We start from the raw sequence: 24,351 nt of genomic DNA on the forward strand, positions 1-24,351 counted from the left end.
TCAATCTTTGATCTTATAGCGGCTTTCAACACGAAAAGCCAATAAACGGGACCGTAATACACAGCTGAAAAGCCTTTAATATCAATGAGATAAAATAGTTTTTCTCATGCTGTGAAAAACTTGCCCAAGGATTTGCATGTTTCTCGACGTTGGATATCGAATCCGGTAGGTTGCTGGGGCTATAAACGGTAGGTTGGCCGAGCTTTAAACAGAAAAGAAAAGCAAAATCGTGGCGTATTCCGACACCCTTCTCAATGCGCTCGTCACCTTGATGGTGACAATCGATCCACCGGGACTGGCGCCTCTGTTTCTCGCACTTACACGCGGCATGAATCGCAAGGAACGCAGCCAGGTCGGGCTGCGGGCAAGCCTCATCGCTTTCATCGTCCTGACCGTTTTTGCCGTCGCCGGCGCTCAAATCCTTGCTCTCTTTGGCATCACGCTCGGCGCATTTCGCATCGCCGGTGGCCTCCTGCTGTTCTGGATTGCCTTCGAGATGATTTTCGAACGGCGCAATGAGCGCAAGGAAAAGAGCGCGGAGGTTGCGATTACCAAGGATCACATCCGCAACATCGCCGCCTTCCCGCTCGCCATTCCGCTCATCGCCGGTCCGGGCGCCATCTCCGCCACCATCCTTCTGGCGGGTACACTTTCCGACGCGACATCGCGCCTGGCGCTGATCGGCATCATTCTGATTTGTATCGCCACATCTTACGTAGTGTTCTTGCTCGCGGAACGTGTCGACCGCTTTCTTGGCGAAACCGGCCGCTCCATCCTGACTCGCCTTCTCGGTGTCATTCTCGCCGCCCTGGCCGTCCAGTTCGTGGCGGATGGCATCAAGACGCTCATAACGAGCTGATGGAGTTCTACAGCGATGTGTCCATCGCGGTGCTGCTGTCGTCCGTGCTGAACAGCAGCGTTATCGGCCGCCCAGCAATGGCGCCGCCGAAATCATCGGTGATGGGCAGCGGCAGGTTTTGATAGAGCGCCTCGAGCACAGAGGCCACGAAGGCTCGCTTCAGAGGCATGTCCTGACCAAGTTTCGCATAGCTTGCGCGCGGATTTCCGATCATGCTGCCATCGCGGCGCAATGCAAAACGCAGGGTAATTTCCAGATTTTCAGTTCCGGGCGGCGGCTTCCAGCAGGAATATAGGGCCGGCCCAATCTCGTAGATTGTTGCTATCGGCTCGCGGCTGCCACATGCCCGCTCTCCTGCCCCGGCTGAAGCCGGGTACAGCAGGATAAGCGCAATCATGGATGCTCGAAATCCGCTCAAAATCACCCCCGCCAGGGATTGATCCCTCCATCGCAGATTCGCTACCCAATTGCCTGAATATGCAAGTCATACTTAAGGTGTATTGGCTTCCTCGGCGGCATCCTTCTGGGTGATCAATCGGGCACTGCGGGCTCCGCTAACAGAGATCCACAGCCAGCTCAGGGCAACCGCCAGACGGTTGCGGAGCCCGATCAGGAAATAGATGTGGGCGAGCCCCCAGAGCCACCAGGCGATGTAGCCCTTCAGCTTGATCCAGCCGAAATCGGTGACAGCGGCGCGCTTGCCGATCGTCGCCAGATCACCGTCATGGTGGTAGACAAATGGCCTTGGCGATTGATCCCCGACAAGCCTCGCCTTGATCGTCTTGGCGATATGCACGCCCTGCTGCTTCGCCGCCGGCGCGATGCCGGGCACGGTGCCCTTGCCGCCATTGGCAACAGTCGCCGTGTCGCCAATAACAAAGATTTCCGGATATCCCGGGGCCGTGAGATCGGCATTGACGACGACACGCCCGACGCGATCAGCGGGCACATTCAGCCATTTCGCCGCGGGCGATGCCTGGACGCCGGCCGCCCAGATAATCGTCTGGGCGCGGAGCGACTGACCGCCGAACTCGACACCATCTGTGTGGCATTCGGTGACGGGATTGCCCAGATGAACAGTGACGCCGAGCTTCTCCAGCGCCTGCTTGGCATAGGCGGACATGTCTTCACTGAAGGCCGGCAGTACCCGGGGTCCGCCCTCGATGAGCACGACACGCGCTGATGCCGGATCGATCACCCTGAAATCACCCTTCAGCGTATCGCGGGCCAGATCGGCTATCGTTCCGGCAACCTCGACCCCCGTCGGACCGCCACCAATCATCACGAATGTCAGATACTCCGCGCGCTTCGCCGGATCAGGTTCACGTTCTGCTTTTTCGAATGCAGTAAGAATACGCCGCCGGATCGTCGTTGCATCTTCCAGCGTTTTCAAGCCAGGCGCGAATGGCTCCCAATCATCATGGCCGAAATAGGCATGGCGCGCGCCTGTCGCCAGCACCAGCGTATCGTAGGGAATGGTTTCGCCATCAGCCGTTGAAACAGTCCGGGCAGCTGTATCGACCCCGTCGATCGTACCCAGCAGCGTTTTGACATTCTTGTACTTGCGCAGCAGGTGCCGGATCGGCCAGGCAATTTCCGATGTCGCCAGTGTCGAGGTTGCCACTTGGTAGAGCAAGGGTTGGAACAGATGATGGTTGCGCTGGTCGATAAGCGTGATGTCCATATCGGCATTGCGCAGGTTATGGACCGCCTCCAGCCCGCCGAAGCCTCCGCCGACGATCACAAGGCGATGCCGGGTGCTGGCAGATGGCTGGATTTCCGTCATGACAAGGCTCCGATGCACAAACCAAAGGCCTGTCTAACAGACAGCGCGTAGCCCGACAATTGCGGTCTCAACCGGGACTGGCGCCGATCAGAGCTGCCCAGCGTCCCGGCGTCATGCCGAAGGCTTTCTTGAATTGCCGGTTGAGATGGCTCTGGTCGGTAAACCCCGTCGCAACCGCAATCCCGGCAAGCGGCTCGCCTGCCTTGATCATCTCCCGTGCCCGCTGCAGGCGGCGCATCAGCAGGAATCGGTGCGGGCTCGTCGCATACAGCGCCCGAAAGTGCCGGGACAAAGTGTAACGATCAAGGCCACTTACCGCCTCAAGCTCATCTGACCTGACAAGACGCAAGGCATGTTCTTCGAGATAATCGCGGGCAAGTTCGGTCTGCCGCAGCGCTGGTGCGCCCAGCGACTTGACGTTTTGGTGCGCATGCCTGGCCAGCCCTTGCGTCAGTTGAGATACGACATCGTCAACCAGCAGCTCATCCAGTTCCTCGTCAAGATTACCGAGAGCGGCAGACAAGGTAGCCGCGATGGATGGGTCAGCGAAAACGGGATCGTCGACGAATGGCAGCGAACCCGCACGACTTCCCAGCGATTGAAGAGCCAGTGCCGGTTCCAGATAAAGCATACGATAGCGCAGGCCGTCATCCGTTCCTGCCCCGCCGTCATGGATCTCGTCCGGATGGAGCACGATGATATTGCCAGGCAGGCTATAGCGCCGCTGGCCGCGGTACCAGAACGTCTGGACACCATGCAACGTCATGCCGATCGCATAGGTATCATGCCGGTGCAGGTCGTAGCCATCACCGGCAAAGCGCGCTTCTATACGTTCAAGGCCCGGATTGGACGGCGCCGACAGGATGGCGTCTTGCCGGGGACGTTCGCACAAACGTCCAAGACTGTGTGCAGCCTCTTCGCCTAAAACGTCCAGCATAAGCTCAACTCTTCATGACCATGGAGAACTATATCGATGTTCGATACCAAAATTGCAATCGTGCTGCGAAACGACCTTGCATCCTGGCAGGCGCTGAATGTGACGGCCTTTCTGACCAGCGGCATTGTTGCCCAGTCACCGGAGGTGATCGGCGAACCCTACCGCGATCGTGCCGGCAACATCTACAACCCTTTATCAATCCAGCCCGTAATAGTATTGGCGGCCGATCAGGCAACGATTTCAAGCATTCATCGCCGTTCGCTCGAGCGGGATATCAAATCCTGCCTCTACATAGAGGAAATGTTTTCGACTGGCCATGATGCAGCAAACCGCGCTGTCTTTGCCCAGTTTTCTCCCGATGATGCAAAAGTCGTCGGCATTGCCTTGCGGGCGGACAAGAAGGTGGTCGACAAGGTCACCAAAGGCGCAAAGATGCATCCGTGAGCCGCCTAAAAGCCCGTGGTGAGAGCCAGAATCGCGAGATAGCGCGCCGTTTTGGCTATCGCCACAAGGATGATGAAACTGAGTAAGGGTTCCCGCAGCACGCCGGCAATTACGGTCAGCGGATCGCCTATGATTGGCATCCAGCTCAACAGTAGCGTCCATTTGCCGTAGCGATGGTACCAGGACGCAGCGCGATCGAGCTGTGCCTGATTGGCCGGAAACCATTTGCGGTCGCGAAACCTTTCGATGCCCCGGCCTAGCAGCCAGTTGACCACCGAACCGAGCACATTGCCTGTACTGGCCACAGCAATGAGCATTGCTGGTGAATAGGAATTGCCAAGAAGGAGGCCAGCAAGCGCGGCTTCGGACTGCATCGGCAGGATGGTCGCGGCGATGAAGGCGACCGTGAACAGCCCGGCATAAACGCCCAGATCACCAATCATGACTGGGCGTTTGCATTATTCGTCTGGGGTCTATGTACGTTCAAATCTCAGAACGGGATTTCATCGTCGAGATCGCGTGAGAAATTCCCGCCGCCGCTAGCACTGGACGAACTGCTTGACGAAGCGCTGGAACGGCCGAAATCCGAACCATAGTCGTTATCGGAAACCTGGCCGCGGCTGGAATTGTTGTCGAACGAACGGCCTCCACCGGCTCCGGCACCCTCGCCGCGTGAATCGAGCATCTGCAATTCGCCGCGGAACTTCTGCAACACAACTTCTGTCGAATAGCGGTCATTGCCCGTCTGGTCCTGCCACTTGCGGGTCTGCAGTGCACCTTCGAGATAAACCTTCATGCCCTTCTTCAAATATTGCTCGGCAACCTTGGCCAGATTGTCGTTGAAGATGACAACGCTATGCCATTCGGTCTTTTCCTTGCGCTCGCCGCTGTTCTTGTCGCGCCAGCTTTCCGAGGTCGCGATACGAAGATTGACGACCGGATCGCCTGAACCCAGCCGCCGGACTTCCGGGTCAGCGCCAAGATTTCCGACCAAAATGACCTTGTTGACACTGCCTGCCATGATTTGAACTCCATAAATTCCGTTTTTAAAATTTGCGCCATCATATAGAAGCCATGCGTGTGGCGGGCAATTGTCTGCTGCCTATCCACAATATACTGCTCGCTTCACATCGACATCGAAGGTCAATCCAAACGCTCCTGCCAGATTTGTCAGGAGACTTTCACTGTACGCGATGCTTCCGCCAGCCGCATGGCATCTGGTTTTTGCAGTCAATCGCCAAACGAGGCTGCTTTCACACCGTGTCAGTATGGCTTGCACATTTTGTTCTTTTTTTGTTCTATCACTTGCTCTAACAATGTCAACATGGCTATGGTGATTCAAAATGGTTGGCCTCCCACGGTTTGGCCTCGTAAAATACCCGAAACGTACTAGATAGAGGGAAAGCTTCTCATCAAAGCGCAATTCCTCCGTCCTAACGGCATGCCCTCTCAAAGGCTAAAGAGTCATGAGCGATCAGAAATACATTTCCATTCGCGGTGCCCGCGAACATAATTTGAAGAACATCGATCTCGATCTGCCCCGTGACAAGCTGATTGTCATGACCGGCCTTTCGGGATCCGGCAAGTCGTCACTCGCGTTCGATACGATCTATGCCGAAGGGCAAAGGCGCTATGTCGAGAGCCTGTCCGCCTATGCGCGGCAGTTTCTCGAGATGATGCAAAAGCCTGACGTCGACCAGATCGATGGCCTCTCTCCGGCAATTTCCATTGAGCAGAAGACAACCAGTCGCAATCCCCGGTCGACGGTCGGCACCGTCACCGAAATTTATGACTATCTGCGCCTGCTCTATGCGCGTGTTGGCATACCCTATTCCCCGGCAACCGGCCTGCCGATCGAAAGCCAGACTGTCAGCCAGATGGTCGATCGCGTTCTCGCGCTGGAGGAAGGCACCCGGCTTTTCATCCTGGCGCCGATCGTCCGCGGCCGGAAAGGCGAATACCGCAAGGAACTTGCCGACCTGCAGAAGCGCGGCTTCCAGCGCGTGAAGGTCGATGGCATTTTTTATGAGATTGCCGATGTTCCGGCGCTCGACAAGAAGTACAAGCACGATATCGACGTGGTGGTCGACCGTATCGTCGTGCGGTCCGATATAGCCGCGCGTCTGGCGGACAGTCTCGAGACTTGTCTCAAGCTGGCCGATGGCATCGCCGTCGCGGAATTCACCGACAAGCCGCTGCCGGCAGACGAGACAGCCAGCGAATCCGCTAACAAATCCAAGAACGAGACGCATGAGCGGCTGATGTTCTCGGAAAAGTTCGCCTGCCCGGTTTCGGGCTTCACGATTTCCGAGATCGAACCGCGTCTGTTCTCGTTCAATAACCCCTTCGGCGCTTGCCCGACCTGCGATGGTCTCGGCACGCAGAAGGCGATCGATCCGACGATGATCGTTCCAGACGAGAGCCTCACTCTGAAGAATGGCGCAATCGCCCCATGGGCCAAATCGAGCTCGCCCTATTACAATCAGACGCTGGATGCTCTTGGCGCTGCCTATGGCTTCAAGCTTGGCGACCGCTGGCGCGACCTGAATGAGGAAGCGCAGAACGCCATTCTCTATGGCACCGGCAGCCGGGAGGTACAGTTCGCCTACGATGACGGCCTGCGTTCCTACCGCACCACAAAGCCGTTCGAAGGCGTCATTCCCAATCTGGAACGGCGCTGGAAGGAAACTGACTCCGCCTGGTCGCGCGAGGAAATCGAGCGCTTCATGTCCGGCACACCCTGCCCGGCCTGCAATGGCTACCGGCTGAAGCCGGAGGCGCTGGCGGTCAAGATCGGTGGCCTGCATATCGGCCAGATCACTGAAAAGTCCATTCGCCATGCCGACGCCTGGTTCCGCGAAATTGACAAGACGTTCAACGAGAAGCAGACCGAGATTGCCGCGCGTATCCTCAAGGAAATTCGCGAACGCCTGCGATTCCTCAATGATGTCGGTCTCGACTATCTCGCGCTGTCGCGCAATTCCGGAACCCTGTCCGGCGGCGAAAGCCAGCGCATCCGCCTCGCCTCGCAGATCGGGTCTGGCCTGACAGGCGTGCTCTATGTGCTCGACGAGCCATCCATCGGCCTGCATCAGCGTGACAATGAGCAACTGCTGAAGACCCTGCGTCACCTGCGCGATCTCGGCAATACGGTCATCGTCGTCGAGCATGACGAGGACGCGATCCTCACCGCCGATTATGTCGTCGATATCGGTCCGGCCGCAGGCATTCATGGCGGCGAGATCATCGCGCAAGGATCACCCGCCGATATCATGGCCAGTCCGAAATCGCTGACCGGCAAATATCTGTCAGGCGCTATCGCGGTCCCGGTGCCGTCGGAACGACGGAAAACAACCAAGAAGCGCATCAAGATTGTCGGTGCGCGGGGCAACAATCTGAAGAATGTGTCAGCCGAGATTCCGCTCGGCACCTTCACCGCTGTGACCGGCGTTTCCGGCGGCGGCAAATCGACATTCCTGATCGAAACGCTGTTCAAGGCTGCCTCACGCCGCATCATGGGGTCGCGCGAACATCCTGCAGACCATGACCGCATCGACGGGCTGGAATTTCTCGACAAGGTCATCGATATCGACCAGTCGCCAATCGGCCGCACACCGCGCTCCAATCCAGCAACCTATACGGGTGCCTTCACACCGATCCGCGACTGGTTTGCCGGTCTCCCCGAGGCGAAGGCGCGTGGCTATCAGCCAGGCCGCTTCTCATTCAACGTCAAGGGTGGACGCTGCGAAGCCTGCCAGGGCGACGGCGTGATCAAGATCGAGATGCACTTCCTGCCGGATGTCTATGTCACCTGCGACGTCTGCCATGGCAAGCGCTACAATCGCGAGACGCTGGAAGTGCTGTTCAAGGGCAAATCGATCGCCGATGTGCTCGACATGACTGTGGAGGAAGGTGCGGAGTTCTTCGCAGCCGTCCCGGCCGTGCGGGACAAACTGCAGACGCTGGCCAAGGTCGGTCTCGGTTATATCCACGTCGGCCAACAGGCCAATACCCTCTCCGGTGGTGAAGCCCAGCGTATCAAGCTCGCCAAGGAATTATCGCGCAAGGCCACCGGCCGCACACTCTATATCCTCGATGAGCCGACCACCGGCCTGCACTTCCACGACGTAGCGAAACTGCTCGAGGTGCTGCACGAGCTGGTAGATCAGGGCAACACCGTGGTGGTGATCGAGCACAATCTCGAAGTCATCAAGACCGCCGACTGGGTCATCGACCTTGGACCGCATGGCGGCGATGGCGGCGGCGAGATTGTCGCTGTCGGCCGGCCCGAAGACATCGTCGAGGTCGACCGTTCCTATACGGGCCAGTTCCTCAAGGAGCTTCTGCGCCGGCGTCCAGGACACAAGACGCAGGCTGCAGCAGAATGATCTGGAAACCCGCCCCTGTGGCGGGTTCTTACAAGCTGGTATCGGAGGGAGGAGAACCGGAATGAGCGACAGCGGAACCATTAGGACAGGCATTGGCGGCTGGATTTTCGAGCCGTGGCGCGGCACGTTCTATCCGAAAGGTCTCTCCAAGACAAAAGAGCTCGAATATGCCGGCCAGCACCTGCAGACGATCGAGATCAACAGCACCTATTACGGTACCCAGAAGCCGGCGACTTTTGCCAAATGGGCCTCGCAGGTCCCGAATGGTTTTATTTTCTCGGTCAAGGGCAACCGTTTTGTCACCAACCGCCGGGTTCTTGCCGAAGCCGGTGAATCAATGGAATATTTCATCAAGTCGGGCGTCGCCGAGCTTGGCGACAGGCTTGGCCCGCTGATCTGGCAGTTCGCCCCGACGAAAAAATTTGACGTGGATGATTTCGGCGCTTTTCTCGATCTCCTGCCAAAGAAGGAAGCCGGCCTGCCGCTGCGCCATGCCATTGAGGTCCGCAATCCCTCCTTCATCGATCCGGATTTCATCGCCCTGGCGCGCAAGAAAGATGTGGCGGTGGTATATGCCGAGCATTTCGAATATCCTGAAATTGCCGATATTACCGCCGATTTCGTCTATGCTCGGCTGCAGAAGGGCGACGATGCCATCGAAACCGCCTATCCCGCCGAGGCGCTCGACAAATGGGCACGCCGCGCCAAAGTTTGGGCACAGGGGGATGTACCGGACGATTTGCCTCTGGCAGCTCCCGATCACCGCCCGGAGAAGCGCCCCCGCGATGTTTTCGTCTATTTCATCCACGAAGGCAAAGTGCGCGCTCCGCAGGCAGCACAGGCATTAAAGCGGCGTGTTGCAAAGTAATTCGGCCCTGGCGTGGGTGTGTAATGCCTATTTATTATGCAATATGCATATTCTTTCATCGCGCAATCCAAGATTCGGTGGCATTTTGCGGCCGACTAAACGACCATGGTTTCGGAAACTGCCTGCCCGGCAGGTTAAAAACTCATTCCTGGAATTATTTGTCCGTAAGGGGCTAGTTGGCATGCTTCCTGCTTTTTGTTTGGCAAGCGGGCAAGAGGTCCGTTTCTACGCATAGGGAGATTGTTCTCTGATGAAGAAAATTGAAGCCATCATCAAACCATTCAAGCTGGATGAGGTGAAAGAGGCACTGCAGGAAGTCGGGCTTCAGGGTATCACGGTTACGGAGGCCAAGGGTTTTGGCCGTCAAAAAGGTCATACCGAATTGTATCGCGGCGCCGAATATGTCGTCGACTTCCTGCCGAAGGTGAAAGTCGAGATCGTTTTGGGCGATGAATCCGTCGAGGCCGCTATCGAGGCGATCCGCAAGGCCGCACAGACCGGCCGTATCGGCGACGGAAAGATCTTTGTCTCCAACATCGAAGAAGTTGTACGCATCCGGACCGGTGAGTCCGGCATCGACGCCATCTGATCCCGACACCCACCTGCAGGTGCGTTCGCGCCGGCAACAACAATCATCGTCGCTGAATAAGGAAAAATGACATGACGACCGCCAAAGATATTCTGAAACAGATCAAGGACAACGACGTAAAGTTCCTTGACCTCCGCTTCACCGATCCCAAGGGGAAGCTGCAGCACGTGACGATGGACATTGCTGAAGTCGATGAAGACATGTTTGCCGATGGTGTCATGTTCGACGGCTCCTCCATTGCCGGCTGGAAGGCCATCAACGAGTCCGACATGGTTCTCATGCCAGACACGGACACCGTTCACATGGATCCTTTCTTTGCCCAGTCGACCATGGTCATCCTTTGCGACATTCTCGATCCGATTTCCGGTGAATCCTACAATCGCGATCCGCGCGGCACCGCCAAGAAAGCCGAAGCCTACATGAAGGCAGAAGGCATCGGTGACACCATTTTCGTCGGCCCTGAAGCTGAATTCTTCGTCTTCGATGACGTCAAGTACAAGGCCGATCCGTACAATACCGGCTTCAAGGTCGACTCCACCGAATTGCCGTCCAACGACGACACCGACTATGAAACCGGCAATCTCGGCCACCGTCCGCGCGTCAAGGGCGGTTATTTCCCGGTTCCGCCAATCGACAGTGCGCAGGACATGCGCTCCGAAATGCTCACCGTCCTGACCGAAATGGGCGTGCGCGTTGAAAAGCATCACCACGAGGTGGCTGCCGCCCAGCACGAACTGGGCATCAAGTTCGACGCCCTCACCCGTAACGCCGACAAGATGCTGATCTACAAGTACGTCGTGCATCAGGTTGCCAATGCCTATGGCAAGACTGCAACCTTCATGCCGAAGCCGATTTTCGGTGATAACGGTTCGGGCATGCACGTTCACATGTCGATCTGGAAGGAAGGCAAGCCGACATTCGCTGGCAATGAATATGCCGGTCTTTCGGAAAGCTGCCTGTTCTTCATCGGCGGCATCATCAAGCATGCCAAGGCGATCAATGCCTTCACCAACCCGTCGACCAACTCCTACAAGCGTCTGGTTCCAGGCTATGAAGCTCCGGTTCTGCTGGCCTATTCGGCACGCAACCGTTCGGCCTCCTGCCGTATTCCTTTCGGCTCCTCGCCGAAGTCCAAGCGCATTGAAATCCGTTTCCCGGATCCGACAGCCAACCCGTATCTCGGCTTCGCCGCGATGCTGATGGCTGGCCTCGACGGCATCAAGAACAAGATCCATCCCGGCCAGCCGATGGACAAGGATCTCTACGACCTTCCTGCGAAGGAACTCAAGAAGATCCCGACCGTCTGCGGTTCGTTGCGTGAAGCGCTGCAGAGCCTCGACAAGGATCGCGGCTTCCTGAAGGCCGGCGGCGTGTTCGACGACGATCAGATCGACAGCTTCATCGAACTGAAGATGGCTGAAGTGATGCGTTTCGAGATGACCCCTCATCCGGTCGAATACGACATGTACTACTCGGTCTGATCGGACCACATTGTTGCAATGAAAAAACCCGGCTCGCGCCGGGTTTTTTGTTCTCTGATTTAACAATGAACTTGAGAACGAGGCGATCCGGCGTCTATGAAGCGGAAACCGCTTCAAGCATTTTCACTGCAGCCATCATTTCGCCTTCGCGGATTGCGCGGCGGGCGGCAGCTTCCGCGTCCTCGCCCCAATGCTCGATCGTCCAGTCCTCATCGACATGCGCCAGTTTCCAGGCGTCCTCGCCCGAAATCTCACCATTGGCGACAGCCAGTGCCAGGATCGCCGAACCCGTCAGCGTGGTGATCATATGCAAGGCGGCAATGGCGAACGGATCACTGAACCCGCCAAGGTGAACGCTGAATGCGCCAAGCGCCTCGCGCGGCTGCTCCACATGCATCACGCCTTCTGCCAGCACGAAACGTGCACCGAGAGCGGACGCCGCCCAGTCGATGACCGGATCCCAGAGTTCGGTCTGCCGATTGACCAGCCGTTCGGGTGAACCGGCGCGGTAGCACAGCATGTCCGATGAGGCGAAGCGCAGCACATCTTCCAGCACTGCCTGCGGATCGTTGACGATCCCGTCGATCGCCGTATTGGCGAGGCGCGTTGCAGGCATGCGTGCTGGATCGATTTCCTTTTCCTGTGCCGAAAATTCGTCGGCAATCAATTGTGCGGCAGCCCGGGTCGGCAGGGAAAGATTCTGCCGGGCCGGCGTCTTGACGACACGTCCGTCGAGCTCGATGGCAAACCTGCCCTCGCGCTCGGCAACTGCCGCCTCTTTGTAGAAGCGCTTCGGCAGCGGCAGTTTTGATTGGATCTGCGCGCGGCGAACCGGATCCGGATCGGAAAGATCCTGTTTCGCATCCATATTGAAAAGATCGTTACGCATCGTCAAAGTCCAGTTTGTTTTAGATTATCGCCGGGACAAGTTCTAATTGTCTTCGTCGGCGTCGTTCTCATCGAGCCCCAGCAAATTCCAGGTCTGCACCATATGCGGCGGCAACGGCGCCGTCACGTCGATGATGCCGCCGGATGGATTCGGGACGCGAATTCTGCGCGCATGCAGATGCAGCCGGTTCTGGATGCCACCCGGAAACGACCAGTTCGTGTCCGCTTCGAAATATTTCGGATCGCCAATAATCGGGCAGCCGATATGGGCAGCATGAACACGCAGCTGATGCGTCCGGCCGGTATACGGCTCCATCTCCAGCCAGGTCAGGACCTGTCCGGCAGATTCGATGACCCGATAGTAAGAAACAGCATGATCCGAATCCGGTTCGCCATGCTGCGCTACGCGCATGCGATCGCCATCGGGGGTCGTTTCCTTGACGAGCCAGGTGGTGATCTTGTCTTCGCGCTTGCGCGGTATGCCCTTGACGAGGGCCCAATAGGTCTTCTTCGTCTCGCGTTCGCGGAATGCGGCGGTCAGCGCCTGCGCCGCGCCGCGTGTGCGCGCAACAACGAGAACGCCGGACGTATCGCGATCGAGCCGGTGAACGAGCCGCGGCTTTTCACCCTTCTTGTTGCGCCAGGCTTCCAGCATGTCATCGACATGGCGATTGACGCCGGAACCGCCCTGCACTGCGAGACCTGCCGGCTTGTTGAACACGAAAACCTTCGGGTCCTCGTAGAGCAGCATCTGCGACAGGACATCGCCATCTTCACGGCCGCGAATGCTTTTGCCCGTCAGATGGCCCTCGGCTTTCGAATCCACCGGCAAAGGAGGAACGCGAACAGTCTGCCCGGCCTGCAGTCTCGTGTCGGACTTGGCACGCGATCCATCGATCCTGATCTGGCCGGACCGCAGCAATTTCTGCAGGTGCCCGAAACCCAAACCCGGATAATGTACCTTGAACCACCGGTCGAGGCGCATTTCCGCCTCACCTGTATCGACTGTCTTTTGTTCTACTGCTGCCATCAACTCTGCCTTATTGGATCAGAGGAGCGAATAGCACTAACTTGTCAGCCGTGCGAGCCATAATCCAAAAAACAGCGCGCCAATGCTCAAGATCACGCTCGCAAACACGTAAAGCATGACCGTTGCGAGCTCGCCGCGGTCCCACAGCACGGCAACATCCAGGGAAAACGACGAAAAGGTGGTGAAACCGCCCATGATCCCGACCGCAACGAACAGCCTCAGCTCCGGCGAACCGTCGAAGCGGCGCGCCAGCAGCTCGATGAAGAGCCCCATCAGAAAGCCGCCGACGACATTCACCGTTAGCGTCCCGTAAGGGAAAGCTGTACCGAAAGCTCGAGCCATCAAGACTCCGACGAGATATCTTGCGACGGAGCCGATCGCCCCACCGGAGGCCACAAGTAATATTGCGTTCATTTTACATTCAGCTCGGCCAGTTTATTCTGTGAACTCAATTAGTTGAATCATCACGGGACGTTACGCAGCGTAGAAAAATGTTCCTTGTAGGAACACACAACTACCATGACTCTAGAGCATTGAATATTGCAGTGCACAAGAGTCTGATGCAGAGTCAATCTGTAGCGTTGAGTAACAGCCCAAGCAAGCGGAGTGGCGAAGTGTCATTGTTAAACATCTATTGGAAATCGCTCCAATATCTCGGCGCTGAAAAGCGCGCGACCGTGTTTATCTGCGTGGTCAACATCGCCTTGGCTCTGACGATGCTGTTTGAGCCGTTGCTTATGGGTCTCGTCATCCAGGCGATTGCCGACAAGGCAGACATATGGGTTCCCCTTACTCAACTGGCTGCAGTTGGCTTGTTCCACATCGGCGCAAATGTCCTCGTTGCGAGGGAGGCTGACCGCCTTGCGCACCGGCGCAAACTTGCCGTACTCACCGAGTCTTACAATCGTGTGATCAGCATGCCGCTTTCGTGGCACCACCAGCGTGGCACATCCAACGCGATGCATACGCTTTTGCGTGCCATTGAAACCTTGTTCGGCCTGTGGCTCGAATTCATGCGCACTCACCTTGCGACGACAGTGGCGCTCGTCGGTCTTATTCCCATGGCTGTGGCGCAGGACTGGCGTCTGGCTTCCGTATTGGCAATTCTGGGTGTCGTTTACGTCCTCGTGAGCCGCTTTGTGACAGCGAAGACCAAGGACGGTCAGGCGCAGGTCGAGCGCCATCACATCACGGCCTTCAGCCATGTTACAGACTCGATGGGCAATATCTCTGTCTTGCAGAGCTATAATCGTATCGATGAAGAAACACGCGCCCTGCAGTCCTACACGAAACAGCTGCTTGCCGCGCAATACCCTGTATTGAACTGGTGGGCCTTGGCCGCCGGCATCAATCGCATGGCATCTACAATATCCATCCTCGTGGTTCTGGCCCTCGGCGCCCATTTCGTCATACGAGGTGAAATGCTGGTCGGGCAGGTTGTGTCGTTCATCGGCTTTGCCGGTCTGCTCATCGGTCGTCTTGATCAGCTCAGCGCCTTCGTGAACCAGATTTTCGCGGCCCGCGCAAAGCTTGAGGATTTCTTCGATATGGAAGCCTCTGCGGCTTATGCGGTAGAACCGAAGTCGGTTCACGATATCGACAATGTTAGCGGTGATGTCGAATTCGAGAATGTTTCGTTCGAGTTCGCTAATTCGGCACAGGGACTGAAGAATGTTTCGTTCAAGGCCAAGGCTGGCCAGACGGTTGCGATCGTTGGGCCTACCGGCGCCGGCAAGACGACGCTGATCAACCTGTTGCAGCGTGTCTATGATCCGAAGGAAGGCCGTATTCTGGTCGATGATATCGATACGCGTACGATCAGCCGCCGTTCGTTGCGCAATGCCATCGCTACTGTTTTCCAGGACGCCGGCATGTTCAACCGTTCGATCGAGGACAACATCCGCATTGGCCGCCCGAAAGCCAGTGCCGAGGACGTGCTTGCGGCTGCTGAAGCTGCCGACGCGAGCGACTTCATCCTCGCGAAGTCCGGCGGCTATGGCACGGTTGTTGGCGAGCGCGGTTCGCAGCTTTCTGGTGGCGAGCGCCAGCGTGTGGCTATCGCCCGTGCCATCCTCAAGGATGCACCGATCCTCGTGCTCGATGAGGCAACGAGTGCGCTCGACGTTGAAACCGAAGCACGCGTCAAGGTTGCTGTCGACAAGCTGTGCCAGAACCGCACGACCTTCATCATCGCTCACCGTCTTTCCACGGTCCGCGATGCCGACATCGTGCTCTTCATGGATCAGGGTGAAGTTATCGAGTCCGGCAGCTTCGATGAGCTGGCGCGCCAGAATGGCCGCTTCACGTCGCTGCTTAAGGCAGGCGGCCTGAAGCTCGACGACGATACGGCAAATGTGACGCCCTTCCCCAAGCCGGCAGCCGCTTAACCGGCAAACCTCTCCACCAAAACAAAAGGCCGCTTTTCAGCGGCCTTTTATTATTCTTCCCCGCGTTCCTTGCGAAGCTTGTTCCAGTAGTCGATGCGCTTGCGTATCTCGCGCTCGAACCCACGTTCCGGCGGATCATAGAAGGTCTGCCGTCCAAGCGCGTCCGGAAAGTAGTTCTGGCCCGAGAAGGCGTCGGGTTCGTCATGGTCATAGGCGTAGCCCTTGCCGTAGCCCTCGCCCTTCATCAGCTTTGTCGGCGCATTGAGAATGTGCTTCGGCGGAACGAGCGAGCCGTTTTCCTTCGCCGTGCGCATGGCTGCCTTGTAGGCTGTGTAGACGGCATTGGATTTCGGCGCGGTCGCGAGATAGACGCAAGCCTGCGCCAGTGCCAACTCGCCCTCGGGCGAACCCTGATAATCATAGGCATCCTTGGCTGCATTGCAGATCACAAGCGCCTGCGGATCGGCAAGGCCGATATCCTCGCTTGCCATGCGGACGAGCCGCCTGCCGAGATAGAGCGGGTCTTCACCCGCATCGAACATCCGGCAAAGGTAATAGAGTGCTGCGTCGGGATCAGAGCCCCGCACAGACTTGTGCAGCGCCGAGATCAGATTGTAATGGCCATCCTGGCTCTTGTCATAGACAGGTGCACGCCGTTGCACGATCTGTTGTACACGTTCGGCGTCGAACACCTCGCCGTCGCGCGCCGCACGCCACACCTCCTCGGCAAGCGTCAGGATCGCCCGTCCGTCGCCGTCAGCCATGCGCACGAGGCTTGCACGCGCTTCCTCGGTCAATGGCAGGGTTTTGCCCTCATGGCTCTCGGCGCGCTCCAGCAGAGCGGCCAGGCTTGCTTCATCGTGGGGATGGAACACCAATACCCGAGCACGCGACAAAAGAGCGGCATTGAGCTCGAATGAGGGATTTTCAGTCGTCGCGCCGACGAGCACGATCGTGCCATCCTCCATCACCGGCAGGAACGAATCTTGCTGAGCCCGGTTGAAGCGATGGATTTCGTCGACGAACAACAAGGTCTGGCGGCCAGACATTTTGCGTGCCCGTGCCATGTCAAAGACCTTCTTGAGATCAGCGACACCGGAGAAGATTGCGGAGATTTGCTCGAACGCCAGATTGGTCTCGTTGGCGAGTAGCCGCGCCACGGTTGTCTTGCCTGTCCCTGGCGGCCCCCAGAAGATCATCGAGCCGAGCGAGCCGGAGCCGATCATGCGCGTCAATGCGCCTTCGGGACCGGTCAGATGCGACTGTCCGGTCACTTCCTTCAACGATTTTGGCCGCAGCCGATCCGCAAGCGGCCGGCTTCTGTCCGATGCCGGATCCTCATGGACTGAAAACAGATCCGCCATATCGTTTATTTGCCTCGTCTAACGAATTACCTGCCGGATTATGGCACCGCCGCGTTCGAAATCGAAGCGCCAAAGTACCGGCTTGGCAGACATTGCCTTGGTCAGGTCGGCCATGGTTTCAATTTCGGCGCCGTTTACTCCACGCACAATGTCACCGGGTTGCAGGCCAATCCTCGCGGCAGGCGTGTTCGGGAAGACCTTGTCCACTGCAACGCCCTCTGTTTCGGATGGCAGGCGCAGACGCGCCGCGCTGCTCGGCGTGAGCTTTAGCACATGCGCGCCGGATAGGGGATTTCTTCCCTGAATGAGCATCTGGTTGTCCAGGGAGTCTGGACCTGGCTTCTCCAGCACAACCGTAATGGTCTTTTCCTTCGACCGGCTGAGCACTTCCAGCTTCACGGTCTTGCCGATCCCTGCCGTGCTCAGGCGATATCCGAGCCCGTCCGGATTTTCGATCCGCATCTCATCCACCGAAAGCACCACATCGCCGACGAGCAACCCGCCTTTTTCCGCCGGACCACCCTTGGTGATATTTGTCACCAGAGCGCCATAGGGTTGCTTCATGCCCAGTCCTTCAGCCACATCCGGCGTCACATTCTGGAAGCTCGCGCCAATATAGGGCCGCTCGAACGTTTCGCCGCCGCCTTTTGCCGTTTCAACAACCGCCCGTACCATATTGGAGGGAATGGCAAATCCGATGCCGATCGATCCGCCAGAACGCGAAAAGATTGCGGTATTGATGCCGATGAGCTTGCCGCTCATGTCGATCAGCGCGCCGCCCGAATTACCCGGGTTGATCGCCGCGTCCGTCTGGATGAAGAAATCGAAATCGGAAATGCCGACGCGCGTGCGCGCCTGTGCCGAAACAATACCGCTCGTCACGGTCTGGCCGACGCCGAAGGGATTGCCGATGGCGAGCACGAGATCACCCACTTCGACCTTGTCGGAATCTGCTAAGGGCAAGGCGGGAAGTGGCTCACCGGCGTCGATCTTCAGGATGGCGAGGTCGGTCGATTCGTCCTTGAGCAGAACTTTCGATTCAAACTCCCGCCCATCGGAAAGGGCCACCTTCACCGTGTCAGCATCGCGGATGACGTGATTGTTCGTCACGATAATGCCTGATGGATCGGCGATTACGCCGGAACCAAGCGAAGATTGCACGCGCGGCGGTCCATTGAACTGCTGCCCACCGAAGAATTGCTCGAAGAACGGGTCTCCGGCAAAGGGCGAACGCGTCTTCACTGCATGAGCCGCATAGACATTGACCACTGCGCCAGCCGTCTGCTTCACCAGTGGCGCAAAGGAAAGCTGCAATTCACTGCGTGTAGCGGGCAGCTGTTTGGTCGTATCGATTGCCGTTTGCGCATGAAGCGGTGTCACCATGCCGGAAAGAACAGCGGTGCATAGGAAAAGTGCCCGCGCCGATGGTGCGACCTTGAAACTCATATCAATCTCCCGAACATACATGAATCAGTCAAACTGTCTCGACCAATGTGGTGATTTCCAAGGGAGATACCAGCCAAGAAACAAAGCAAATTTGAGACATATGATTACAGGGGGTTTCGAACTTCTTGGATCGTTTAATTTGGTATAGGAATATGGCGAAGTGGACAGCGCAACAATAATAGCTGGAAGCCAAGGCTGAAGCAGAATGATAAAGGGCCAGTTCAAAATCTTCCCTTGCGAGGTCGTCGGCATTGAAGTGGTCGAGGCCGCGACACGCCATTCCTTTCCACGACATACGCATGAACAGTACGGCATCGGCGTCATTCACCAGGGCGCGCAGAAATCCCACAGCGGCCGCGGCATGGTGGAAGCAGGTCCCGGCAATGTCATTACCGTCAATCCCGGCGAAGTGCATGACGGCATGCCGATAGGCGATGCCGGGCGCTCCTGGCGTATGCTCTATTTCGCTCCCGCGATTATCGGTGAAGCCGCCGGCGATATGAATGAGGGTGTGCAGAAGACCTGCGAGTTCTCGCAGCCTGTGATGGAGGATGCCAAGACAGCAACGCTGTTCCAGCAGCTCTTCTCCACCATGACAACGACCAGCAACACGTCATCCCAACTCCATCGCGAGGAGCTTCTTTTGAGACTGCTAGAAGGCATCGTGCGTGAGCGAAGCGATCACGATGACTTGTATACTCCACCCCTGCCAATCCGCACGGCAATGGATCTGATCGACGATGAACCGGCCGCTTTAATCACGCTTGCCGATCTTGCCAGGGAAAGCGGCCTGAGCCGGTTCCAGGTTTTGCGCGGCTTTGTCAGGGCTACGGGTTTCACGCCGCACGCCTATCTCATGCAGCGCCGCATTGATCTCGCTCGCCGCCTCATCGCCCGTGGATCGGGACTGGCCGATACCGCCGCCGTCAGCGGTTTCGCCGATCAAAGCCACATGACGCGCCTGTTTGTTCGCACATACGGCGTCTCGCCCGGTGCCTACGCCGCCGCATTCGCCTGATTTTCCGCGTCAGCTGCAATCCTGTTCAAGACGAACAGCTCCGTATCGGTTTCATTCATGTCTACTGAAACCTGCCAAGGAGAGTTTGCTGTGGGCATCGAATTCCTGATCACCTCATTCATTATCGTCGTCTCGCCGGGCACCGGTGTCGTCTACACACTGGCGACGGGCCTCTCGCGGGGCGCAAAGGCGAGCGTCGCAGCAGCATACGGTTGCACCATCGGAATCATTCCGCACATGGCTGCCGCTATCGGAGGATTGGCGGCTATCCTGCACACGAGCGCCCTCGCCTTCCAGACCTTCAAATATGTGGGTGTCGCCTATCTCCTCTATATGGCCTGGAACGCTCTGCGCGAGAAAGGTTCACTCAATGTCGAAAATGAGACCGGCGAACGGTCCACCGCTCAGGTTACGATCACGGCGATCCTGATCAATATCCTCAACCCGAAACTGTCGATTTTCTTTCTGGCGTTTCTGCCGCAGTTCGTCAGCGTCACGGAGCCTCACCCGCTCGTCCGCATGCTTGGCTTGAGCGCAGTCTTCATGCTGATGACCGTTGTTGTCTTCGTTGGCTATGGTCTCTTTGCCGCCTCTGTCCGCGATCAGGTCATCTCGCGGCCGGGGGTATTGACGTGGATGCGCCGGACATTTGCCGGTGCATTTGTGGCGCTGGGAGTCAAACTGGCGCTGGCGGATCGGTAAGGCAGCCTCAAAGCAGTCTGGTCCTTGCACCCATAGCTTTTCCGCCTTCGGCCAGCTTTTTATCGAGAGTGCAGAGTGTAGCGTTGTGATCAATAGCGACAGCCAGATGCAAGGCGTCACCCGCTCTTATACCAAGCGCATATTGATCGGCCAGTTGCGCGGCTGAGTGAAAATGCGTGCCAGTAATTTGAAGAATCTTCACAGAACTTCTTGTCATATGGGCGAATAAAACAAGGGCGCTATTACGGTGAAATATCTCGATCTGTTTTGTTCTCAACTTTGCAGACAGTGCTGAAGAGAATTCGGCGATGGTCCATTCACTTGTCGTTAGCTCTTCAATATTTTGAGCAGCCCGCCAGTCTTGCATGCGATAGCTGCCCGCCTCGGTAGTAAACGCTGTAACAAAAACGGAAGTGTCTACATAAAGCATTCAATAACGGTCTTCATCGCGCATTCTGCGGACAAAATCACCGCCAGACTCTGCTTGTACCGGCATCCCCTCTGTCAGTTTGCGTAAAGCCTCGATATCAATTGGTTTGCGCGGAGATTCTGCGGGTACTAGTCGGGCGACCAATTTCCCCCGGCGCAAAATATCTATGGTCTCGCCAGCCTCTACCTGATTAATGAGTTCGCTCAGATGGGCTTTTGCCTCAGCAAGGTTGACGGTCGCCATTTTGCTCTCCTGACCATTTAACTGGTCATATATAGCGTAGTCGTACCTGCAATTCAAACGGGCAGAATCTGCTCGACTACCTGCCCGCCGTCAGCACCTTCTGGCAGCCTGGCGAAAGCCGTGCCATGTTCTTCCTCAGGCAGGCAATCGCGCGGCCTCCGCCAAGCGCAACCGAACTGCAAAGGGACCTGAAGTCCGGACCGCACTCCTGACGCGCGATTGCCATTTCTTCACGCGGCGTAAACGTCGGTGTGGGTGTGGCAGGCGCAGTTGCAGCGGGAGCCGTCCCCGTAGTAGCCGCCGGTGCAGATTTTCCACCGCCAAGTGCACCAATCGCCTCCTGGCAACCGGCTGACAGGGACGAGCTATGCTGCTGCAAACATGATAGGGCAGCCTGGCCACCTGGTTGCACGCCCGAGCACTGCGCCATGAAATCAGAACGGCAGGCTGATTTGATCGCATTTTGCTGCGCCAGCGTCGGCTGCTGGGCCACTGCAGCACCGGCAAAGACACAAGCCACCAATAATACCGGCAACGCCATTCCTGATAGCAGACGGCAATGGCTATTCGTGATTGCTGTACCGCGTTGCGTATTTTCTTGCCGACTCTTGTTCATCGAACCCTCCCTGGGAACAGGAATCCCACGGACAGGTTGAAGAGGCGATCTGAACGATTCAAGTACGTTACAGTTACACCGGCCAATTTGGAGGCTGAATTCTCGAGAAGCGCCGGCAAATCAAGAAACACAAAAAGGGGGCGCGAGCCCCCTTCTCAATTCTCATAGTGTCGAAGCGTTGATTACGCTGCTTCGGCTTCGTTAGCCTGTTCAGCAGCAACGCGGGCCAGATCCTTGGAACCCTTGGCGCTGGTATCGCGATCGACGAATTCGACAACTGCGAGCGGTGCATTGTCACCGGTGCGGAAGCCTGCCTTCATGATGCGGATATAGCCGCCGTTGCGCTGGCCATAGCGCGGAGCGAGCGTGTCGAACAGCTTGGCTACGAGCTTTGCATCGCGGATTGCCGAAATGGCCTGACGACGAGCGTGCAGATCACCGCGCTTGCCGAGCGTGACAAGCTTTTCAACGATGGGACGAATTTCCTTGGCCTTGGGCAGCGTTGTTACGATCTGCTCATGCTCGATCAAAGATGCAGCCATATTGGCAAACATCGCCTTACGATGGCTGGCAGTCCGGTTAAGCTTGCGGCCTGAATTACCGTGGCGCATGAGCCTTCTCCTTCAGTTTCTCTTTTTCGGGCTCACGGCCCGGGCTTTGTTGTCGGGCAAAAGCCCGGGTTCTTAATACTGGTCTTCGTAACGCTTCGCGAGATCTTCGATGTTCTCCGGCGGCCATGAAGGAACTTCCATACCGAGATGGAGACCCATGGAAGCCAGAACTTCCTTGATTTCGTTCAGCGACTTGCGGCCGAAGTTCGGTGTGCGCAGCATTTCTGCTTCTGTCTTCTGAATGAGATCGCCAATGTAGACGATGTTATCATTCTTCAGGCAGTTTGCCGAACGTACCGAGAGTTCGAGTTCATCGACCTTCTTGAGCAGAGCCGGGTTGAACGCAAGCTCAGTGACCTGTTCCTGCTGAACTTCCTTCTGTGGCTCGTCGAAGTTGACGAAGATCGCCAGCTGGTCCTGAAGAATGCGCGCTGCATAAGCAACGGCATCTTCACCGGAGATCGAACCATCGGTCTCGATCTGCAGGATCAGCTTGTCATAGTCGAGAACCTGACCTTCACGGGTGTTCTCGATCTTGTAGGACACCTTGCGAACCGGCGAATAGAGGCTGTCTACCGGGATCAAGCCGATCGGAGCATCTTCTGCGCGGTTGCGGTCAGCCGGTACGTAACCCTTGCCGGTGTTGACGGTGAATTCCATGCGGATTTCAGCGCCTTCGTCCAGCGTGCAGATCACGTGTTCCGGATTGAGGATTTCGATATCGCCAACGGTCTGGATATCGCCAGCCGTTACGACGCCCGGGCCTTCCTTGCGGACGACCATGCGCTTTGGACCGTCGCTCTCCATATGGATCGCGATTTCCTTGATGTTGAGGACGATGTCCGTCACATCTTCACGCACGCCGGGGATCGACGAGAATTCATGCAGAACGCCGTCGATCTGCACAGCTGTCACGGCAGCACCACGCAGCGAGGACAGGAGCACACGGCGCAAGGCATTGCCGAGCGTCAAGCCGTAACCGCGTTCGAGCGGCTCAGCGACGACCGTTGCCTTTGTCTTCGAGCCGGAGGTCTGGAACTCGACCTTGTTCGGCTTGATCAATTCTTGCCAGTTCTTCTGGATCATTTATTTTTCCTTCATCCTTGCCTTTACCACCATCCAATCGTGGCATTGAGGCGTGGAAACCGCAGAGGAGCTGAAAATCAGCTCATGCGGCCAAATCCTGTCGCAAAAGATTAGACGCGGCGACGCTTGCGCGGGCGGCAGCCATTGTGCGGGATCGGCGTTACATCGCGGATCGATGTAATCGTGAAACCGGCAGCCTGGAGTGCGCGCAGAGCCGATTCACGGCCGGAGCCAGGTCCGCAAACTTCAACTTCGAGCGAACGCATGCCATGTTCCTGTGCCTTCTTGGCGCAGTCTTCAGCAGCCATCTGTGCAGCGAAAGGCGTGGATTTACGCGAACCCTTGAAGCCCTGCGCACCGGCGGAGGACCAGGCAATCGCATTGCCCTGTGCATCCGTGATGGTGATCATCGTGTTGTTGAATGTCGAATTGACGTGGGCAACGCCCGACGAAATATTCTTGCGCTCGCGACGGCGAACGCGCGTGGCTTCCTTGGCCATGGTAGTCCTTTCAGTTGATCTCGACGCCTCCGTATTTCCAGAGGCTCCACCGTGGTTTCAGTTAGAGTGCGAAACCAGCACTTAACTCTGCAAAAAGCAGAACCGGCGCAGCGAACCGCGCCGGAACAAACTTACTTCTTCTTGCCGGCGATTGCCTTGGCAGGACCCTTGCGGGTACGCGCATTGGTATGCGTGCGCTGACCACGAACCGGCAGCGAGCGACGATGACGCAGACCGCGATAGCAGCCCAGGTCCATCAGACGCTTGATGTTCATGGAAACTTCACGACGAAGATCACCTTCAACATGGTAATCACGATCGATCGTTTCACGAATCTGCAAGACTTCCGCATCCGTCAACTGGTTGACGCGACGCTCTGCAGGAATGCCGACTTTCGCGACGATTTCCTGAGCAAACTTTTGACCAATCCCGTGAATGTACTGAAGCGCGATAACAACGCGCTTGTTCGTCGGGATGTTGACGCCAGCGATACGAGCCACGTCTGTTCTCCTTGTTAACCGGCAGAGCTGGAGTGCCAACGCGGCAGCCAGATGACGGGATGAAAAATGATATCCGGGACAAACACAAACGATCAGCCCCGAACCTGCTTTACCGGATCGGCGCCGACCGCTTTATATCCAAGCGAATTTGCGCCGTACTTGAAGGAATCGCTGCGAA

The 24,351-nt window shown here is 57.1% G+C and carries 25 protein-coding genes and 1 pseudogene; 9 read left to right on the plus strand and 17 right to left on the minus strand.

The window, feature by feature from the left end:
- The first annotated feature begins 271 nt into the window (after window positions 1-271).
- On the plus strand, window positions 272-859 hold the full coding sequence (locus tag BLM14_RS09440) for a MarC family protein (protein WP_418314228.1): 588 nt from the start codon (window positions 272-274) through the stop codon (window positions 857-859).
- Window positions 860-866: 7 nt separating this feature from the next.
- On the opposite strand, the gene BLM14_RS09445 is transcribed toward BLM14_RS09440, so the two are convergent.
- From BLM14_RS09445 to BLM14_RS09455, 3 genes are all read right to left on the minus strand, one after another.
- Window positions 867-1,256, minus strand: a complete 390-nt coding sequence (locus BLM14_RS09445; RefSeq protein ID WP_099999130.1) for an energy transducer TonB — start codon at window positions 1,254-1,256, stop codon at window positions 867-869.
- 93 nt (window positions 1,257-1,349) lie between these two features.
- Window positions 1,350-2,645, minus strand: coding sequence for an NAD(P)/FAD-dependent oxidoreductase (locus BLM14_RS09450; RefSeq protein ID WP_099999131.1), 1,296 nt, complete (start codon window positions 2,643-2,645; stop codon window positions 1,350-1,352).
- 67 nt (window positions 2,646-2,712) lie between these two features.
- Window positions 2,713-3,582 carry an AraC family transcriptional regulator gene (locus tag BLM14_RS09455; protein WP_099999132.1) on the minus strand — a complete coding sequence of 290 codons (870 nt, stop codon included), beginning with the start codon at window positions 3,580-3,582 and terminating at the stop codon, window positions 2,713-2,715.
- 36 nt (window positions 3,583-3,618) lie between these two features.
- On the opposite strand from BLM14_RS09455, the gene BLM14_RS09460 reads away from it, so the two are divergent.
- Window positions 3,619-4,026: a DUF2000 family protein gene (locus tag BLM14_RS09460; protein WP_099999133.1), complete on the plus strand. Its 408-nt coding sequence runs from the start codon at window positions 3,619-3,621 to the stop codon at window positions 4,024-4,026.
- A gap of 5 nt (window positions 4,027-4,031) precedes the next feature.
- Here BLM14_RS09460 and BLM14_RS09465 read toward each other — a convergent pair whose 3' ends face one another.
- Both BLM14_RS09465 and BLM14_RS09470 read right to left on the minus strand, forming a co-directional pair.
- Window positions 4,032-4,466: a YqaA family protein gene (locus tag BLM14_RS09465; protein WP_100001173.1), complete on the minus strand. Its 435-nt coding sequence runs from the start codon at window positions 4,464-4,466 to the stop codon at window positions 4,032-4,034.
- Between the two features lie 50 nt (window positions 4,467-4,516).
- On the minus strand, window positions 4,517-5,047 hold the full coding sequence (locus BLM14_RS09470; RefSeq protein ID WP_099999134.1) for a single-stranded DNA-binding protein: 531 nt from the start codon (window positions 5,045-5,047) through the stop codon (window positions 4,517-4,519).
- Window positions 5,048-5,492: 445 nt separating this feature from the next.
- Here BLM14_RS09470 and uvrA point away from each other — a divergent pair, with 445 nt between their 5' ends.
- The 4 genes from uvrA (at window position 5,493) to glnA (ending at window position 11,352) form a co-directional block, all read left to right on the plus strand.
- A complete protein-coding gene (uvrA, locus tag BLM14_RS09475) occupies window positions 5,493-8,414 on the plus strand; it encodes an excinuclease ABC subunit UvrA (RefSeq protein ID WP_099999135.1) in 2,922 nt (973 codons plus the stop codon).
- 61 nt (window positions 8,415-8,475) lie between these two features.
- Window positions 8,476-9,282: a DUF72 domain-containing protein gene (locus BLM14_RS09480; RefSeq protein WP_099999136.1), complete on the plus strand. Its 807-nt coding sequence runs from the start codon at window positions 8,476-8,478 to the stop codon at window positions 9,280-9,282.
- Between the two features lie 250 nt (window positions 9,283-9,532).
- Window positions 9,533-9,871, plus strand: a complete 339-nt coding sequence (locus BLM14_RS09485) for a P-II family nitrogen regulator (protein ID WP_008123000.1) — start codon at window positions 9,533-9,535, stop codon at window positions 9,869-9,871.
- Between the two features lie 71 nt (window positions 9,872-9,942).
- Entirely contained in the window at window positions 9,943-11,352 is a 1,410-nt protein-coding gene (glnA, locus tag BLM14_RS09490; RefSeq protein WP_099999137.1) for a type I glutamate--ammonia ligase, read from the plus strand.
- A 94-nt stretch (window positions 11,353-11,446) separates the two neighbouring features.
- Here glnA and BLM14_RS09495 read toward each other — a convergent pair whose 3' ends face one another.
- The 3 genes from BLM14_RS09495 to crcB are packed head-to-tail and all read right to left on the minus strand — an operon-like array spanning window position 11,447 to window position 13,684.
- Entirely contained in the window at window positions 11,447-12,241 is a 795-nt protein-coding gene (locus BLM14_RS09495; protein WP_099999138.1) for an ATP12 family chaperone protein, read from the minus strand.
- 42 nt (window positions 12,242-12,283) lie between these two features.
- Window positions 12,284-13,270, minus strand: coding sequence for an RluA family pseudouridine synthase (locus tag BLM14_RS09500; protein ID WP_099999139.1), 987 nt, complete (start codon window positions 13,268-13,270; stop codon window positions 12,284-12,286).
- 36 nt (window positions 13,271-13,306) lie between these two features.
- A complete protein-coding gene (crcB, locus tag BLM14_RS09505; RefSeq protein ID WP_099999140.1) occupies window positions 13,307-13,684 on the minus strand; it encodes a fluoride efflux transporter CrcB in 378 nt (125 codons plus the stop codon).
- A 200-nt stretch (window positions 13,685-13,884) separates the two neighbouring features.
- Between crcB and BLM14_RS09510 the strand changes: the two genes are divergently transcribed.
- A complete protein-coding gene (locus BLM14_RS09510) occupies window positions 13,885-15,657 on the plus strand; it encodes a glucan ABC transporter ATP-binding protein/ permease (protein ID WP_099999141.1) in 1,773 nt (590 codons plus the stop codon).
- Window positions 15,658-15,707: 50 nt separating this feature from the next.
- On the opposite strand, the gene BLM14_RS09515 is transcribed toward BLM14_RS09510, so the two are convergent.
- Complete coding sequence (locus BLM14_RS09515; protein WP_099999142.1) at window positions 15,708-17,021, minus strand: replication-associated recombination protein A; 1,314 nt, start codon at window positions 17,019-17,021, stop codon at window positions 15,708-15,710.
- An 18-nt stretch (window positions 17,022-17,039) separates the two neighbouring features.
- Window positions 17,040-18,404, minus strand: a complete 1,365-nt coding sequence (locus BLM14_RS09520) for a DegQ family serine endoprotease (protein WP_100001175.1) — start codon at window positions 18,402-18,404, stop codon at window positions 17,040-17,042.
- A gap of 268 nt (window positions 18,405-18,672) precedes the next feature.
- On the opposite strand from BLM14_RS09520, the gene BLM14_RS09525 reads away from it, so the two are divergent.
- Together BLM14_RS09525 and BLM14_RS09530 are read left to right on the plus strand one after the other, a co-directional pair.
- Complete coding sequence (locus BLM14_RS09525; protein WP_099999143.1) at window positions 18,673-19,485, plus strand: AraC family transcriptional regulator; 813 nt, start codon at window positions 18,673-18,675, stop codon at window positions 19,483-19,485.
- A 90-nt stretch (window positions 19,486-19,575) separates the two neighbouring features.
- Window positions 19,576-20,187: a LysE family translocator gene (locus BLM14_RS09530; protein ID WP_099999144.1), complete on the plus strand. Its 612-nt coding sequence runs from the start codon at window positions 19,576-19,578 to the stop codon at window positions 20,185-20,187.
- A 7-nt stretch (window positions 20,188-20,194) separates the two neighbouring features.
- Here BLM14_RS09530 and BLM14_RS09535 read toward each other — a convergent pair whose 3' ends face one another.
- From BLM14_RS09535 to rpsM, 7 genes and pseudogenes are all read right to left on the minus strand, one after another.
- Window positions 20,195-20,617 carry a type II toxin-antitoxin system VapC family toxin gene (locus BLM14_RS09535; protein WP_099999145.1) on the minus strand — a complete coding sequence of 141 codons (423 nt, stop codon included), beginning with the start codon at window positions 20,615-20,617 and terminating at the stop codon, window positions 20,195-20,197.
- The gene (locus BLM14_RS09540; protein WP_099999146.1) at window positions 20,618-20,860 is read right to left on the minus strand and encodes a type II toxin-antitoxin system Phd/YefM family antitoxin; all 243 of its coding nucleotides are present in this window, start codon (window positions 20,858-20,860) and stop codon (window positions 20,618-20,620) included.
- A gap of 76 nt (window positions 20,861-20,936) precedes the next feature.
- Window positions 20,937-21,350, minus strand: a pseudogene (locus BLM14_RS09545) (hypothetical protein); the annotation flags it as partial.
- A gap of 308 nt (window positions 21,351-21,658) precedes the next feature.
- Window positions 21,659-22,087, minus strand: a complete 429-nt coding sequence (gene rplQ, locus BLM14_RS09550; protein ID WP_027233184.1) for a 50S ribosomal protein L17 — start codon at window positions 22,085-22,087, stop codon at window positions 21,659-21,661.
- A gap of 72 nt (window positions 22,088-22,159) precedes the next feature.
- The gene (locus tag BLM14_RS09555) at window positions 22,160-23,173 is read right to left on the minus strand and encodes a DNA-directed RNA polymerase subunit alpha (RefSeq protein ID WP_099999147.1); all 1,014 of its coding nucleotides are present in this window, start codon (window positions 23,171-23,173) and stop codon (window positions 22,160-22,162) included.
- Between the two features lie 110 nt (window positions 23,174-23,283).
- Entirely contained in the window at window positions 23,284-23,673 is a 390-nt protein-coding gene (rpsK, locus tag BLM14_RS09560) for a 30S ribosomal protein S11 (protein ID WP_008124952.1), read from the minus strand.
- Between the two features lie 131 nt (window positions 23,674-23,804).
- Window positions 23,805-24,173, minus strand: coding sequence for a 30S ribosomal protein S13 (rpsM, locus tag BLM14_RS09565; RefSeq protein WP_091876975.1), 369 nt, complete (start codon window positions 24,171-24,173; stop codon window positions 23,805-23,807).
- Window positions 24,174-24,351 lie beyond the last annotated feature (178 nt).

The sequence above is a fragment of the Phyllobacterium zundukense genome (assembly GCF_002764115.1).
Taxonomy (GTDB): domain Bacteria; phylum Pseudomonadota; class Alphaproteobacteria; order Rhizobiales; family Rhizobiaceae; genus Phyllobacterium; species Phyllobacterium zundukense.